16 protein-coding genes and 2 tRNA genes are annotated in these 15,857 nt (G+C 54.5%); 8 read left to right on the forward strand and 10 right to left on the reverse strand.

Annotated elements, in window-relative coordinates; genetic code table 11:
* Window positions 1-180: 180 nt before the first annotated feature.
* The 10 genes from B5G10_RS09650 to prmC all read right to left on the reverse strand — a co-directional run bounded on the left by B5G10_RS09650 (window position 181) and on the right by prmC (window position 6,539).
* A tRNA-Leu gene (locus B5G10_RS09650) sits at window positions 181-264 on the reverse strand.
* A 5-nt stretch (window positions 265-269) separates the two neighbouring features.
* Window positions 270-345 (reverse strand) — tRNA-Gly (locus B5G10_RS09655).
* Window positions 346-470: 125 nt separating this feature from the next.
* Window positions 471-956 carry a hypothetical protein gene (locus tag B5G10_RS09660; protein ID WP_087424531.1) on the reverse strand — a complete coding sequence of 162 codons (486 nt, stop codon included), beginning with the start codon at window positions 954-956 and terminating at the stop codon, window positions 471-473.
* The gene (locus tag B5G10_RS09665) at window positions 953-1,948 is read right to left on the reverse strand and encodes an aldo/keto reductase (protein WP_087424532.1); all 996 of its coding nucleotides are present in this window, start codon (window positions 1,946-1,948) and stop codon (window positions 953-955) included. The genes B5G10_RS09660 and B5G10_RS09665 overlap by 4 nt, the downstream gene beginning before the upstream one ends.
* Before the next feature lie 4 nt (window positions 1,949-1,952).
* Window positions 1,953-3,302 (reverse strand): argininosuccinate lyase, encoded by a 1,350-nt coding sequence (argH, locus tag B5G10_RS09670; RefSeq protein ID WP_087424533.1) that lies wholly within the window; start codon window positions 3,300-3,302, stop codon window positions 1,953-1,955.
* Window positions 3,303-3,356: 54 nt separating this feature from the next.
* The gene (locus tag B5G10_RS09675; RefSeq protein WP_087424534.1) at window positions 3,357-3,788 is read right to left on the reverse strand and encodes an SRPBCC family protein; all 432 of its coding nucleotides are present in this window, start codon (window positions 3,786-3,788) and stop codon (window positions 3,357-3,359) included.
* Window positions 3,785-4,438 (reverse strand): orotate phosphoribosyltransferase, encoded by a 654-nt coding sequence (gene pyrE, locus B5G10_RS09680; protein WP_087424535.1) that lies wholly within the window; start codon window positions 4,436-4,438, stop codon window positions 3,785-3,787. Before pyrE ends, B5G10_RS09675 begins: the two co-directional genes overlap by 4 nt.
* Window positions 4,439-4,526: 88 nt before the next feature.
* On the reverse strand, window positions 4,527-5,222 hold the full coding sequence (locus tag B5G10_RS09685) for a ComF family protein (RefSeq protein ID WP_087424536.1): 696 nt from the start codon (window positions 5,220-5,222) through the stop codon (window positions 4,527-4,529).
* A complete protein-coding gene (locus B5G10_RS09690; RefSeq protein WP_087424537.1) occupies window positions 5,219-5,686 on the reverse strand; it encodes a regulatory protein RecX in 468 nt (155 codons plus the stop codon). Before B5G10_RS09690 ends, B5G10_RS09685 begins: the two co-directional genes overlap by 4 nt.
* Window positions 5,679-6,539, reverse strand: a complete 861-nt coding sequence (gene prmC / locus B5G10_RS09695) for a peptide chain release factor N(5)-glutamine methyltransferase (RefSeq protein ID WP_087424538.1) — start codon at window positions 6,537-6,539, stop codon at window positions 5,679-5,681. The genes B5G10_RS09690 and prmC overlap by 8 nt, the downstream gene beginning before the upstream one ends.
* 117 nt (window positions 6,540-6,656) lie before the next feature.
* On the opposite strand from prmC, the gene ribD reads away from it, so the two are divergent.
* From ribD to murI, 8 genes are all read left to right on the forward strand, one after another.
* Window positions 6,657-7,715, forward strand: coding sequence for a bifunctional diaminohydroxyphosphoribosylaminopyrimidine deaminase/5-amino-6-(5-phosphoribosylamino)uracil reductase RibD (gene ribD / locus B5G10_RS09700; protein ID WP_087424539.1), 1,059 nt, complete (start codon window positions 6,657-6,659; stop codon window positions 7,713-7,715).
* A 294-nt stretch (window positions 7,716-8,009) separates the two neighbouring features.
* Window positions 8,010-9,509 (forward strand): DUF6242 domain-containing protein, encoded by a 1,500-nt coding sequence (locus B5G10_RS09705; RefSeq protein ID WP_087424540.1) that lies wholly within the window; start codon window positions 8,010-8,012, stop codon window positions 9,507-9,509.
* Between the two features lie 86 nt (window positions 9,510-9,595).
* On the forward strand, window positions 9,596-10,273 hold the full coding sequence (locus B5G10_RS09710) for a DUF6089 family protein (RefSeq protein ID WP_087424541.1): 678 nt from the start codon (window positions 9,596-9,598) through the stop codon (window positions 10,271-10,273).
* Between the two features lie 5 nt (window positions 10,274-10,278).
* A complete protein-coding gene (locus B5G10_RS09715) occupies window positions 10,279-11,016 on the forward strand; it encodes an isoprenyl transferase (protein WP_087424542.1) in 738 nt (245 codons plus the stop codon).
* Between the two features lie 33 nt (window positions 11,017-11,049).
* Window positions 11,050-13,686, forward strand: a complete 2,637-nt coding sequence (locus tag B5G10_RS09720) for a POTRA domain-containing protein (RefSeq protein ID WP_087424612.1) — start codon at window positions 11,050-11,052, stop codon at window positions 13,684-13,686.
* 154 nt (window positions 13,687-13,840) lie between these two features.
* Window positions 13,841-14,356, forward strand: coding sequence for an OmpH family outer membrane protein (locus B5G10_RS09725; RefSeq protein ID WP_087424543.1), 516 nt, complete (start codon window positions 13,841-13,843; stop codon window positions 14,354-14,356).
* 53 nt (window positions 14,357-14,409) lie between these two features.
* A complete protein-coding gene (locus B5G10_RS09730) occupies window positions 14,410-14,925 on the forward strand; it encodes an OmpH family outer membrane protein (RefSeq protein ID WP_087424544.1) in 516 nt (171 codons plus the stop codon).
* A 74-nt stretch (window positions 14,926-14,999) separates the two neighbouring features.
* Window positions 15,000-15,848, forward strand: coding sequence for a glutamate racemase (gene murI, locus B5G10_RS09735; RefSeq protein ID WP_206396566.1), 849 nt, complete (start codon window positions 15,000-15,002; stop codon window positions 15,846-15,848).
* The last annotated feature ends 9 nt before the right edge of the window (window positions 15,849-15,857 follow it).

The raw sequence follows: 15,857 nt of genomic DNA on the forward strand, positions 1-15,857 counted from the left end.
CATGTGAAGACCCACAGAAAAAGCATTTTTTGTGCCATATTTATAATAATCTTCACAAAGATATTAAAATCAATGCTTTACTGAGGTTTAATCCTGAATTTTGTCGACTAGGCCAAAATATATTGAAATCTACTATACAAAAAACGCTATTCTTCAACACTGAAGGATAGCGTTTTTTTGTACCCGAAGGGGGACTTGAACCCCCACAGCCGCAATGGCCAAAGGATTTTAAGTCCTTCGTGTCTACCATTCCACCATTCGGGCAGCCTTGGAGCGAAAAACGGGACTCGAACCCGCGACCCCAACCTTGGCAAGGTTGTGCTCTACCAACTGAGCTATTTTCGCAAATGCGATTGCAAAGATAAAATCCTTTTTTGGTTCTGCAAAATTACGACTCGAAAATCTATTTTCCCCCGGCCCGATTGGTCGGGGGCTGTGGTGTAGGGGCTGATGCCTACGGGGCGAGTGTGTCAACGATAGATGAGCTGTCCGCCGGCCGTGCCGTAGGGGGCTATGCTGTAACTTTGCAGGAAGTAGCGACCCTCTTTGGCGGCTCCGCTCATGGGGCCTCCTGTCGAGATGTCGTAGGTCGAGCCGCACTTGGGGCAGCGCAGGCAGAAGTTGTCTTCGTCGAACTCGATGCGGATGTTGGCATTGATCTCTACGGGGCAGCACAGGTCATAGACAAAGGGTACGGCATGTTCGTTGGTCACGAGCATGAGGCCTCCGTAGCCGGTGGCCGAAGAGAGGGTGTAGGGAAATCCTGCGGGGAGTTTCTGGCTGAGGATAAAGCGGCGGTGTATGAAACTGCCGCTTACGCCATACTGGTTCCACATGGCTTGGCTGGCAAACTCTACCCGCACGGCTGCGGCGGGTATGCGGTCGCGGTCGCCGGCATCGCACCCGGCGATTGCAAGGATGAGCAGGAGCAGGATGAGTTGTTGCAGCTTTTTCATTTCAGTATCTCTTCTATATTTTCGATTTCGGCCGGGGTGAGTTCCAGGGCCGTGGTGGCGTGGAGGCTGTCTTTCAACTGGTCGAGGGTGCGCGCCCCCACGATTACGGTGCTCACTTCGCTTTGGCGCAATACCCAGGCGAGTGCCAGTTGCGATATCGATTGGCCCCGTTGGTCGGCGATTGCTTTCAGTTGAGTTACCCGGGCTATCTTTTCGGGGGTGATATCGGTTGTTTTCAGATATCCGTCGGGACGGGCGGCACGCGAGTCGGCCGGTATTCCGTGCAGGTATTTGTCGCTGAGGATACCTTGTGCCAGGGGCGAGAAGGCTACCACACCTATGCCTTTGGAGGAGCAGAGTTGCAGGTGGTGCTCCTCGACGTGGCGGGCGAACATGTTGTAGCGGTCTTGGTAGGCGAGGCAGGGTACTCCGGCCGTGTGCAGGTAGTTGAGGGCATAGAGCAGTTTGTCGATGGGGTATTTAGACAGACCTATGTAGAGTGCTTTGCCCTGATGGACGATATCGACAAGGGCCTGCATGGTCTCGTCGATGGGGGTAACGCCGTCGTAACGGTGGCTGTAAAAGAGATCGACATAGTCGAGACCCATGCGCCGCAGGCTCTGGTCGAAGCTGGCCATGAGGTTCTTGCGCGAGCTGTTGCCTCCGTAGGGGCCGGCCCACATTTCGTGACCGGCTTTTGAGGTGATGAACATCTCGTCGCGGTGTGCGGCGAAGCTCTGTTTCATCATGCGGCCGAAGTTTTCTTCGGCGCTACCGGCGGGCGGGCCGTAGTTGTTGGCCAGGTCGAAGTGGCAGATGCCGTGGTCGAAGGCATACTTGACCATCTCGAGTTGGCTGGCATAGGAGCCTATGTGGCCGAAGTTGTGCCAGAAACCGAGCGAGATGACGGGTAGTTGTATGCCGCTGTTGCCGCAGCGGCGATAGCACATCCCGTTGGTATAGCGGTCTTGTTTGGGTTGGTAGTTGTCCATAGTCTTATGCGTTTTGGCGACCGAGGAGCCGGGCTTCGGCCTCTTCGGCGCGGGCGAAATCGAAACTGGCGACCGTCTTTTGCATGAGTGCCGTAATGCGGTCGTTGCACAAGTTGCCTATGCTGCCTTCGTGGGTGTGGGCAATGTGCTTGTCGGGGGTGAACTGGCCGGCTTCGATTTCGAGGCCCACCTGTTTGTAGGCATCGCGGAAGGGGGTGCCGGCCTGTACACGGCGGTTCACCTCCTCGACGCTGAACATGTAGTTGTAGCGCGGGTCGTCGAGTATGTGGGCATTGACCTCGATTTGCGCCATCATGAGCTCGACCATGTGCAGGCAGTCGTCCAACTCGTCGAAAGCGGGCAGGAAGAGTTCTTTGATAATTTGCAGGTCGCGGAAGTAGCCCGACGGCAGGTTGTTGGCGATGAGTGTAATCTGGTAGGGCAGCGCCTGCAGTTTGTTGCACTTGGCCCGGGTGAGTTCAAAGACGTCGGGGTTCTTCTTGTGCGGCATGATGCTCGAGCCTGTGGTGAAGGCATCGGGCAGCTTGATGAAGGCAAAGTTTTGCGAGTTGTATAGACAGGCGTCGAAGGCCAGCTTGGCCAGCGTGGCAGCTATCGAGGCGATGGCCGAGGCGACGATGCGTTCGGTCTTGCCGCGCCCCATTTGGGCATATACCACGTTGTAGTCCATCGATTCGAACCCCAGCAGATCGGTTGTGCGGGTGCGGTCGAGGGGAAACGACGAGCCGTATCCGGCTGCCGATCCCAGCGGATTGCGGTTGCATACCCGGTAGGCGGCCTGCATGACCATGAGGTCATCGACCAGACTCTCGGCATAGGCGGCAAACCACAGACCGAACGACGAGGGCATGGCCACTTGCAGGTGGGTGTATCCCGGCATGAGTACCTGTTTGTAGCGTTCGCTCTGGTCGATGAGGGTATCGAACAGGCGGGTTACCCCCTCGACGGTATGTCGCAGGCGGGCCCGGGTGAAGAGTTTGAGATCGACCAGCACCTGGTCGTTGCGCGAGCGTCCGCTGTGTATCTTCTTGCCCATGTCGCCCAGGCGTCGGGTGAGCAGCAGCTCGACTTGCGAGTGTACATCCTCGACGCCCTCTTCGATGACAAATTTCCCCGACTGGGTGTCGGCGTAGATATGTCGCAACTCGGTGGTCAATGTCTCCAGCTCATCGGCAGTGAGCAGCCCGATCGACTGCAGCATGTTGATGTGAGCCAGCGAACCCAGAATGTCGTAGGGGGCCAGGTAGAGATCCATCTCCCGGTCTCGGCCCACGGTAAAGCGTTCTACATCGTGATCAACTTGTACCGATTTTTCCCAAAGTTTCTGTGCCATACGAGTTACATTTTGGATGTCATGAAAAAGTGTCTGGTCCGTTCTCGACCCCGCTTATTGTTCGTAGGGGAGAACGACCAGCATGTCGGCCATTTTATCGACGCCCTCTTGCAGAGGTTTCGACACCATGGGCTTGATGAAGGGGTTCAGGTCGGCCTTGACGGAGACGCGCGAGGCGGTCTCGCTTTCGCCGGTGGGGACGAACTGTATCCACAGGTTGAGGGGCAGCGGCGAGTTTTCGGCCTCGAACTTGATGGTCTTGTTGGGCTCCCGGTTCACGATGCGGAAGGTGACCGAGCCTATGGGGCTCACCTCGATCGAGAGGCTGTCGCTGTCGTATCCCGTGATTTTGAGTTTGTTCTTGTTCTCGGGAGCGTTCAACACGCTTTGGAATCGGTCGAGGTTCGAGAGGTCGGAGAGCAGGGCATACACCTTCTCTACGGCGTGGGCGATCCGCACCGTTTTGCTTTCGAAACTGCTTGTCATACGGCGGGCGTGTTGTTGGGACCTTGCCAGCTCGAGGGGTCTTTACGCCACTCTTGCAGGGTCTCGAGGTCTTCGGGTTTGATATAGTTGGTCTCGAGAGCGGTCTCGAGCATGGTGTTGTAGTTGCTCAGCGTAATCAGTTCGACTTGTGCAGCCTTGAATTTACGGGTGGCTACGGGGAATCCGTAAGTGAAGATGGCTACCATGCCGATGACTTCGCAACCGGCGTTGCGGATGGCTTCGACAGCTTTCAGACTGCTGCCACCGGTAGAGATGAGGTCTTCGATAACGACTACCTTTTGCCCGGGAACCAGGTTACCCTCGATGAGGTTTTCGAGACCGTGGTCTTTCGGTGCCGAACGCACATACACATAGGGCAGGCCCAGCGTGTCGGCTACCAGGGCGCCTTGTGCAATGGCTCCGGTGGCTACGCCGGCAATGGCATCGGCCGAGCCGAAGTTTTCCATGATGACCCGGCAAAGTTCTACCTTGATGAAACTTCTCACCTCGGGGTAGGAAAGGGTGCGGCGGTTATCGGTGTATATGGGTGAATTCCAGCCCGATGCCCATACAAAAGGATTCTCGGGTTGCAGTTTGATGGCTCTGATTTTTAAGAGTTTCTCGGCCAGTAATCGTTCTACCGTTTTCATACTGAATAATATTTAGGATAATCGAAAGACAAAGGTAAGAAAAATAGCAGATAAACTATCGCGCGCGGAACTAAAAATATAAAAATATTTACTGCGTGGCAGCCAGGGTGAGGCAGCTGACGCGGGGGTTGCCGTGTGCCTGGAGGGCTTGGGCGCAGGCCAGCAGGGTGGCGCCGGTGGTCACTACGTCGTCGATAAGCAGGAGGTGGCGGCCAGCGAGGTCGGGAGCCGAGTGGGCGTCGTAGGCCGAGTGGGTATCGAGCCAGCGGTCATAGACCCCTTTGCGGGTTTGCGAACGGGTGTGGCGGGTATGGCTCAACCAGTGTGGCGAGAGATCTATGCCGGTAGCACGGGCCACACCGCGGGCTATCCATTCGCTTTGGTTGTAGCCCCGCTGCCGCAGTTTGGCGGGGTGCAAGGGGACGGGCACCAGTGTGTCGATTCCGTCGAAAAAGCGGCTGGGCAGGAGCTCACGCGCAAAGAGTTCGCCCAGTACGAGTCCGCACCGTTTACCTCCGTGGTACTTGATGTGGTGGATGAGGTCTCGGGCATCGCCCGGGGTGGTGTAGTGAAAAAAGGCGGCGCATCGCTCGATGGGGGTCTTGCCGAGGAAGAGCTGGGCCATGGGGCTGAGCGGGTCGAGGTGGTAGTGGGTGCGGGGCAACCGATGCAGACAGCCGATGCAGATCTCTCGTTCGTCGCGGTTCATCGCCCGGTGGCATACGGGACAGAGGCGGGGAAAGAAGAGGTCGAGCAGTTCGTCGAGCGGGCTGAATAGGGTCATGGTTCAATCTGTTTCAAGACGTTGAAAATGAGGTTGCTTTCAAATCCTCGGGAGGTAGCGAAGCGAAAGAGCTTGGCTCGTCGTGTCTCGGGATTGTCGTCGGCGATGGTGCGGGCTTTGGCTTGCATCAACTCGAGCAGCCGTTGGGCATATTGTTCCTCGTCGAGAGTGGCAAGTGCCCCTTCGATGTCGCCGTTGCCGATGTGCTTCTGTTGGAGGGCGTAACGCATCTTGATGCGCCCCCAGCCCGAGAATCGGAATTTGTCTTTGACAAACGCCGTGGCATAGCGTTGCTCGTCGATGAAGCGCTCTTGAACGAGCCGCTCGATTATCGTGCGGCTGTCGGCCTCGGTCACGCCCCATCGGGCAAGTTTCTCGCGAATGTCGGCCAGGCAGTGTTCGGCCGAGGAGCAGAGGGCGGCAGCCCGGTGCAGGGCTTCGGGGGGAGTCAAAATCTTAGCCATGGGCAAACGGTTTTACGGCCGATGCAAATCGGTCTTTGTTGTAGAGGTCTTTGACGATTCTCGTCTGTTCATATCCGTAGCCTTGCAGCATGCGGGCGCAGTTCTCGCCTTGGGTCTCGTTGATTTCGAAGTAGAGCCGACCGCCGGGAGAGAGCAGGGTGAGGCTGTCGCGGGCTATCTTGTCGTAGAAGAGGAGCGGAGTCTCGTCGGGGACGAAGAGGGCTTCGTGCGGCTCGTAGTCGAGCACATTCCCGCTCATCGCCTTGCTCTCGCTTTGCAACACATAGGGAGGGTTGCTCACGATGAGGTTGAGAGAGCCGGCCGGTATCTGCGAAAGATCGTAGTGGAGAATGTCGCGCTCGTGAAAGTCGATTGCGACTTGCTGCTTGAGGGCATTGCGCCGGGCGATGGCGAGAGCTGCCGGCGAGAGGTCCCAGGCCTCGACCCGGCTGCGGGGGAGCTCCCGGGCCAGAGTCACGGCAATGCAGCCGCTTCCTGTTCCCAGGTCGGCGATGCGCAGCGGGCGGTCGTGATTCTCGGCGATGATGAGGCGTACCAGCTCCTCGGTTTCGGGGCGGGGAATGAGTGCGCCGGGAGCAATGTCGAAGCGGCAATCACAAAACCAGGCATACCCCAAAATGTACTGGATGGGCTCCTGCCGGGAGAGTCGCTCGGCTATCTCCTCGATTTTTCGGTGCATATCCTCAGATAAAATCGTATCTTTGCGGAGCAGTATGTCGGTAGGGGTATAGTTGCACAACGCTTCGAAAATCAGCCGGATGAAACCGGTGATTTCGCCGGGAGGATAGACTCCCTCCAGCTTGTGTCGTAGCAGGTCGATACTTTGTTGCATGAGCAGTAGCGTGTTTGGTGTGTCGAAACGAAGTGTCCCGCGTTTCCCCTTCGCAGCTGTCGGGTCGGGATATTTGGGTCTCGGCGTGTGGCAAAGGTAAATAAAAAAGTTCAAGATATGGATAGAGATAGAAATGTCGATGCCGCATTTATGCGTCGTTGTCTGCAACTGGCCGCGTTGGGTTGCGGTCATGTGTCGCCCAATCCCATGGTGGGGGCGGTGGTCGTGCACGAGGGTCGTATTATTGGCGAGGGGTATCACCGCTGTTATGGCAAGCCTCATGCCGAGGTGAATGCCATTGCCTCGGTTGCCGATGAGTCGCTGTTGCCCCAATCGACGCTCTATGTCTCGCTCGAGCCCTGCTCGCACTATGGCAAGACGCCGCCCTGTGCCGAGCTGATTGTGAACAAGCAGATTCCCCGGGTGGTCGTGGGGTGTCTCGATCCCTTCCCGGCTGTCTCGGGACGGGGCATCGCCCGGCTGCGAGAGGCGGGAGTCGAGGTCATTACCGGGGTACTCGAGGACGAGTGCCGTGAGTTGAATCGCACCTTTATGACTTTCCAGACGCACCACCGGCCATTCGTGACGCTCAAGTGGGCGCAGAGCCGCGACGGCTACATTGATCGCAGACGCGAACCGGACGAACCGGCAGCCCGCATCTCGGACGACGTATCGTCGGTGTGGGTGCATCGTCTGCGGGCCGAAGCCGATGCCATCCTGGTAGGCACGCAAACGGCCATTGCCGATAACCCGTCGCTGACGGCCCGGCTGTGGCCCGGGCGCCAACCCCTGCGTATTGTCCTCGACGAGCATGCCCGCGTGCCGGCCGATCGTCGTCTCTTTACCGATGGCCTCCCCACTCTGTTGGTGACCGGCGAGCAGACCGACTACCGGGAGTTGCCCCCGTCGGTCGAGTTGCTGCGGTTGCCATTTGGACAGGCCTTGATACCGGCTTTGCTCGACGAGCTCTACCGCCGTCGCTTGCAACACCTTGTGGTCGAGGGCGGTGCCGCTCTGCTTCGGTCGTTTATCGATTCGGGCATGTGGGATGAGGCGCGTGTCGAGACGGGGCCTCTTGCCTTGGTCGATGGGGTTGCCGCTCCGACGATAGACCGGTTGCCCCGGCAGACCGAATGGTGTGGCCGCTCGCGCATCGACTGGTATGAAAATAGGTAAAAAGGCACCGTTTGCCCGGCTAATCTTGCGGTTTGTCTAAATTTGTGCGTGTAGCTTTGAGATTTTCTCTATTTTTGTGGAAAATAGGATAGGGCTCGGCACGGTCAAATTGAAAACCGGGAGTTTTTATTGGTCTATGTGCGCGCCTCTGCTATTCGGACTGTGCAAATGCAAAAGCCGTGAACAGAAGCTTATCCATAAATAATTATAATTATCGAAGTTTGTAGTGTGCAAAGAAAAAAATGTTGCTAAATTTGCCGGTTGTAACTGCAAACTTGTAACACATATCTGTTGATGAAGACGCAAAAAATATATTTTTTCCTGTGTATCGCAGCTCTGTTTTTATCTGGAATTTCGTGTAATTCGACCGACGAGGAGGAGATAACCTATACCCTGTCGGAGAGTGTGCGGGTTACCAGTTTCTCTTTGGCCGCCAACGATTCGGTGTTGGCCCACCTCGATACCATCTTCTTTACCATCGACTTGAACGGGGGGCAAATCTACAATGCCGATTCTCTGCCCAAGGGTACCGACGTGTCGGCTCTTATTGCCAACATCTCGTTTGACAATGTGGCCCAGGCCAAAATAATCATGGACCGTGGCGATGCTACCAAAAACGATACTATCGATTACCTGGCTACTCCCACCGACTCGATCGACTTTACTTCCAAAGTGTCGCTGGTGGTGACTGCCCAAAATGGAGTGACCGAAAAGTGGTACTCGGTGAAGGTGAACGTGCACCAAATCGATCCCGATTCGCTCTATTGGAACACCCCCTTTGGAATGAGAACGTTGCCTTGTGGCCCAGGTACGACGGTGACGGCTCAAAAAGCGGTCTATTTCAAGGAAAAAGTCTATTCGTTTATCGAGGTTAACTCGACTTATACCGTATATACAACCGACAACCCTTATGCCGACAACTGGACGACACAGGAGTTGAACCTGCCCTTTACGCCCAATGTGAAGTCGGTGCAGGCTACGACCGATGCCTTGTACATGCTCTCGCAAACCGGTGAACTTTATCGCTCGGAAGACGGGACGAACTGGACCTCGACAGGCCAGTCGTTCTATTCGCTCGTAGGTTCGTGGAAGTCACGGCTGCTGGGTGTTGTACTGGACAACGGCACCTACAAACACGACTGTTATCCGCGGCCCGAAGGGTTCACACCCTATCCTGTACCGGCCAATTTCCCCATCACCGGCAGCAGTCAAATGGTGACTTTCGTCTCGGAGTATGATTTGGATTCGCCCCAGTCGATTATGATAGGTGGTCGCACAGCCAGCAACAAACTCACGGGCGCTACCTGGGGTTACGACGGTGAAGCCTGGGCGCAGCTGGGAGGAGCCATTACCCCCTGTGAGGGAGCTCTGCTCTTTCCCTATTTCACTTTCACGACCAGCGCATATTGGATAACAACCCGATATACCTCGTGGATTGCAATCGGCGGACGCGAGTCAGGAGGCGTATCCGACTCGGTTTATGTCTCGATCAACAACGGCAATACCTGGAGCAAGGCCCCCGACTTGTTGGCCATGCCCTCTTATATTGCTCCCCGGGCATTTGCCTCGGTGCTGGTTGTCGAGGCCGATTTTGCCGCTTCGCAGAAGTCCTCGCCTCTGTGGCGGTTCATGCCCGTGCGCCCGATGCCGGCCATGGCTGTTACGCGGGCTACCAACGACGATTACAAGATTCCCTACATCTATATCTTTGGCGGAGAGAGCGACGCCGGTACAACCTATAACCAGATATGGCGAGGCGCGATAGGACGCCTGAGGTACCCGCCTATACCGTAATTGTGCGATGGGGGAAAGGGCAATCGATATACTTTTCGTCGGAATATTTCGTTTTATGTATGTAGGCATGTAAAAATGGTGCGCACATGAAAAAGATAATTCCGATTATAGTCATATTGATGAGTTGCACGGCAGCCGTATCGGCGCAAGACTACCGTTTCGATGCGGGTCTGGCGGGCGGTATAAGCTGCTATATGGGCGATGCCAACCAGGTTTCGCCGTGGCATCGGCCGGGTGCTGCGATAAGCGGGGTATTCCGCTTTTTGCTCAATTACCGGTGGGCTGTCAAGACCGACATCTCGGCCATGCAGTTCTCGGGCGATACGCGCGACTTCGACAACCAGTTCCCCAACGGGGGTGCATATTCGTTTGAGAGTTGGCAATACCGGTTGGGCGGACAGATAGAGTTCAACTTCTTCAATTACGGGATGGGGTACTCTTATTTGAACACGAAGCGCATCTCGCCCTATCTGTTGGCCGGCGCCGGGGTAGGCTACTCAACGGTCGATGGCGGATATGTGAGTGTAGATGGCTCGTTGGGCCTTGGTGTAAAATACAAGATAGCCCCGCGATGGAACATAAGTTTGGAGTTTGCCATGCACAAGACGTTGGGCGATAGCTTCGACGGGAAGGCATTGGGCGATCCCTACAACATAAAAAGTAGCGTGCTGAAGAATACCGATTGGTTTTCAACAACGTTGTTTTCGATCACGTATGAATTTGGCCGCAAAAAAGAGATTTGTAACAACAACGATAATCGTTGAAGAGAATGACTTACGCAGAGCAGATAAATCGTACTCGTGTGCCTAAGCACATCGCCATCATTATGGACGGTAACGGCCGTTGGGCCAAGGAGCGGGGATTGGACCGTTCGGAGGGCCATCGCAAGGGCCTCGATGTGGTTCACGAAATTACCGATGCCGCCGCCGAAGTGGGGGTGCAATACCTTACGCTATATGCTTTCTCGACCGAGAACTGGAATCGCCCGCAAGCCGAGGTCGATGCCCTCATGGCATTGGTAGTTTTTGGAATCGAGCGCGAGACTCCCGGCATGATCGAGAAGGGGGTGCGTCTGTCGGTGATTGGCGACATAGACCGTCTGCCGGCCGATGTGAAAGCCCGTTTGCTGAAATGTATCAGCGATACCTCGGGCGGCAAACGCATCGTGCTGAACCTGGCGCTCAGCTATTCGTCGCGTTGGGAGATTGCCCGGGCCACTCGCTGCATTGCCCGGGAAGTGCTGGACGGTCGCCTGTCGGTCGATGACATTGACGAGACGACCCTCGACCGCTATATGACAACGGCCGATATGCCCAACCCCGATTTGCTCATCAGAACAGGTGGCGAGATACGTCTCAGCAACTTCCTGCTGTGGCAGTTGTCCTATGCCGAGTTCTATTTTACCCATGAGTATTGGCCCGATTTCACCGACGAGAGTCTCTACAAAGCCATTGTCGAGTACCAGTCGAGAGAGCGCCGGTTCGGGAAAACGAGTGAACAACTATAAATGAAGAATTTGAATTTGAAAATGCAACATACTATGCCTTTCAGGTATTTGGCCGTCCTTTTGACATTGTCTTTGTGTTCATTGGCGGCAACCGCACAGAACGAAGAAAAGCTCGACACGATATACAACCCCAAGGTGGTGTATTCGGCTATCCCGCAAAAGTATGAGATTGCCGGTATTACCGTGACCGGGGCGCCCAACTACGAGGACTATGTGCTCATTGGCTACTCGGGTCTCGAGGTGGGACAGGTAATCGAGATTCCCGGCAACGCCATTACCGACGCGGCCAAAAAATTCTGGCGGCAAGGCCTCTTTTCCGACGTGATTATCAAGTTGGCCAAGGTCTATGGCGACAAAGCGTGGATTGAGATTCAGCTCAAGCAGCAGCCGCGTATTTCGCAAATCAACTATCACGGCCTCAAGAAGAGCGAACGCGAAGACCTGGAGATGCGACTGGGTCTGGTGAAGGGTAACCAGATAACCCCCAACATTGTGGACCGTGCCACTACCATCATCAAGAAGCACTTCGAGGAGAAGGGCTTCAAAAATGCCGAAGTCAATATCAAGCAGACCGACGACCTTACCCACGAAAACGAGGTAATCGTCGATATCTATATCGACAAGAAAGAGAAAATCAAAGTCCACAAGATATACATCGAGGGCAACAAGGTTCTCTCGGATCGCAAGATCAAGTGGGCCATGAAGAAGACCAACGAGAAGGGCAACCTGCTCCACCTCTTCCGCACCAAGAAATTTGTCGAGGAGAACTACAAAAACGATAAGAACCTCGTTATCGAGAAGTACAACGAGCTGGGCTACCGCGATGCTGCCATCGTGAGCGACAGCGTGGTGCGCTTCAACGACAAGACAGTCGATGTCTATCTCACCATCGACGAGGGCGACAAATACTACATTCGCAACATCGAGTGGGTGGGCAACACGATTTATCCGTCGGACTACCTCTCGGCCGTGCTGGGTATGAAGCCGGGCGATGTCTATAACCAGAAGATGCTGAACAAGCGTACGATGGAAGACGAAGATGCCGTAGCCAACCTTTACATGGACCGTGGTTACCTCTTCTTCCAGTTGGTACCCATCGAGGGGAATGTGCAGAACGACTCCATCGATCTGGAGATTAGACTCTTCGAGGGTCCGCAGGCGCGTATCAACAAAGTGGTTATCAACGGTAACGACCGCTTGTATGAGCATGTAATACGGCGTGAGTTGCGTACCAAGCCGGGCGAACTCTTCAGCAAGTCGGACCTCATGCGTTCGGCTCGTGAGATTGCGCAGACCGGCCACTTCGACCCCGAGACGATGGATATCAGGCCCGAGCCCAACGAAGAGAACGGTACGGTGGACCTCATTTACAACCTCGAGTCGAAGGCCAACGACCAAATCGAGTTCTCGGCCGGTTGGGGCCAGACGGGTGTGATTGGTAAACTCAGTCTTAAATTTACCAACTTCTCCATTAAGAACTTGCTGAATCCCAAATCGTTCAAGGGTATCATACCGCAGGGCGACGGACAGACTTTCACCATCAGTGCGCAGACCAATGCCCGCTACTACCAGCAATACAGCATTTCGTTCTACGATCCCTGGTTCGGCGGCAAGCGACCTAACTCGTTCCAGTTCTCGGCCTATTACAGCCGTCAGACCGGTATCGAGAGCTCGTTCCTGAGCAATGCCTACAACAGCATCTACAACAATGCGTTGTATGGGGGCTACTATGGTGGTTATGGCAGCTATTACAACAACTACTACAACGACTATTACCAAAATGCCTACGAGAATGCGCTCGACCCCAACAAGTCGTTGCAGATGGTGGGCGTGTCGTTCGGTTTCGGTAAACGGTTGGAGTGGCCCGACGACTACTTCACCTTCATGGCCGAGCTTGGTTATCAGGCCTATATCCTCAAGAACTGGGAGTATCTCTATTACATGCAGAACGGTACCTCGCACAGCTTCACGCTGGGCCTGACCTTGGGACGTAGCTCTATCGACAACCCCATCTACACCCGCCGCGGTTCGCAGTTCACCCTCTCGGCCCAGTTCACGCCGCCCTATTCGCTCTTCTCCAAGACCGACTACAAGAGCCTCTACGAAAGCTCGTCGCGAGCCGACCGCGAGAAACTCTACCGCTGGATCGAGTATTACAAGATTAAGTTCAAGAGCCGCGTCTATACGCCGCTGAACAACTCGGAGAAATATACGCTGGTGCTCATGGGCCGTGCCGACTTCGGTTTGCTGGGCTCGTACAACAAATACAAACAGACCCCCTTCGAGACCTTCTGTGTGGGAGGTGACGGTATGACCGGTTCCTATACCTATGCTACCGAGACCATCGGTTTGAGAGGTTATGACAACAACTCGCTCACGCCTTATTATGACGGTCGTGCCTATACCCGCTTCTCGATGGAGTTGCACTTCCCGTTCCTGTTGCAACCCTCATCGACCATCTACGGTTTGGCCTTTGTCGAGGGCGGTAATGCCTGGACCCAGCTCGAGAATTTCAACCCCTTCTCGCTGAAACGTTCGGCCGGTGTGGGTGTGCGCATCTTCCTGCCGATGATTGGTCTGATGGGTATCGACTGGGCCTACGGTTTCGACAAGGTACAGGGCGAACGCGGTGGAGGCCACTTCCACTTCATCCTGGGTCAGGAATTTTAATTTGTGAAAAAAGAGATACATTTTGTGTTAAATGCTTTAAAAGGATAGCGCGGTTTAATAGAATCGCGCTATCTTTATTTTTTGGAGACTGTGGTGATTGGTTCGCTCTCTCCCCGAGAACGTAGAAATGTATAACTAAACCCTGTAAAGCAATATGAAACGAATTGTCCTTTTGGCGATAGCGGTTGTAGCTTTTGCCGCGTCGTCGGTAGCCCAAAAGTATGCTTTGATCGATATGGAGTATATCCTCAAGAATATACCCTCCTACGAGATGGCCAACGAGCAGTTGAACCAGGTGTCGCAACGCTGGCAGAAGGAGTGCGACGACAAGGCTGCCGAGGCCAAGACGATGTATCAGAACTACCAGTCGGACCTGGTGTTCCTCACCGAAGATATGAAGGTGAAACGCGAGGAAGAGATTCGTGCCAAGGAGACCGAGGTGGTGGAGTTGCGCCGTAAATACTTCGGCCCCGAAGGCGAGTTGTTCAAGAAACGCGAGAGCCTCATGAAGCCTATACAAGACGATATCTACAATGCCGTCAAGAAGATTTCGGAGGAGAAAGGCTATTCGATGGTCATCGACCGAGCCTCGTCGCCCAACATCATTTTTGCTTCGCCCAAGATAGATATAAGTAATGAAGTGCTCTCAAAGTTAGGATATTCAAAATAAATGCGTACTTTTGCACTGTTATTCGTAACTAACAATAAAAACAAAATTATAGTATGATCAAAAAACTTCTTTTTGCTGCTGTGTGCTTCTGCTCGCTGAGCTTCATGGCACAGGCGCAACAGGCCCTTAAATTCGGTACCGTAAATTCTCAGGAGATTTTCATGCTGATGCCCGAGAAAGCAACTGCCGAGAAAACTCTTCAAGATATCAATAAGAAATATGAAGATGAGTTCATGAAGATTCAGGAAGAGTTCACCAAGAAATACAAAGAGTACATGGCTTTGGGTGATACCATTCCCGAGACAATACGTGCCCGTCGTGCACAAGAGGTTCAAGACTCGCAATCGCGTATCGAGAGCTTCCGCGAAATGGCCACTCAAGATATTCAAAAACAACAAGAGGCTCTCTTCGCTCCCATTCAACAGAAGTTGATGGATGCCATCAAATCGGTAGGTGCCGAGGGTAAGTTTACCTATATCTTCGATCTGGCTTATCCTATTGTAATTTATCAGGGAGCTCCCAGTGAAGATGTGACTCCGTTGGTAAAGGCCAAATTGGGATTGAAATAATTCTCCCTCATCGAGGAATTTCATAAAAGGGTGATAACGCAACTTATCATCCTTTTTCCATATCTAAGCGAACAATGATAAACGTGAACAAAGAGCACATGGCTATGGGCCCCATCGGCGTGTTCGATTCGGGTTACGGCGGTCTCACCATTCTCGAGCAGGTGCGCAAGGGGTTGCCGCAGTACGACTACCTCTACCTGGGCGACAATGCGCGGGCTCCCTATGGTACCCGCTCGTTTGAGATAGTGTATGAGTTTACCAAGCAGGCGGTGCTGCACCTCTTCGACGAAGGGTGCTCGCTGGTGATATTGGCCTGCAACACGGCTTCGGCCAAGGCTCTGCGCAGTATCCAGCAGAACGATCTGCCCCGTATTGCCCCCGACCGACGGGTGTTGGGAGTCATACGCCCCACGGTCGAGGCATTGGCCGAGTTGTCGCATACCGGTCACATAGGGGTACTGGCTACGCCGGGAACCATCCAGTCGCACTCCTACGAGATGGAGATTAAAAAGATGTATCCCCATTTCAAGGTCTATGGACAGGCCTGCCCCATGTGGGTGCCGCTGGTCGAGAACAACGAGGCACAAGGTCCCGGAGCCGACTATTTCGTGAAGAAGTATATCGACGAACTGCTGGCCCAGTCGCCCGATATCGATACGGTGGTATTGGGGTGTACCCACTATCCGCTGCTGCTCGACAAAATCAGAGCCTATCTGCCCCCGTCGGTATCGGTGGTGATGCAGGGTCCGCTGGTTACCGACCGTCTCGACGACTACCTGCGCCGTCACCCCGAGATAGAGACCCGTTGCTCGAAGGGCGGCCATTGCCGCTATCTGACCACCGAGGCTCCCGGCAAATTCTCCGAGGCCGCCACTCTCTTCCTTAACGAGCCGGTAGAGGCCGAACACATTGTATTGGGATAACGATAAAAA

It is taken from the genome of Barnesiella sp. An55, assembly GCF_002161555.1.
Classification (GTDB): Bacteria; Bacteroidota; Bacteroidia; order Bacteroidales; family Barnesiellaceae; genus Barnesiella; species Barnesiella merdipullorum.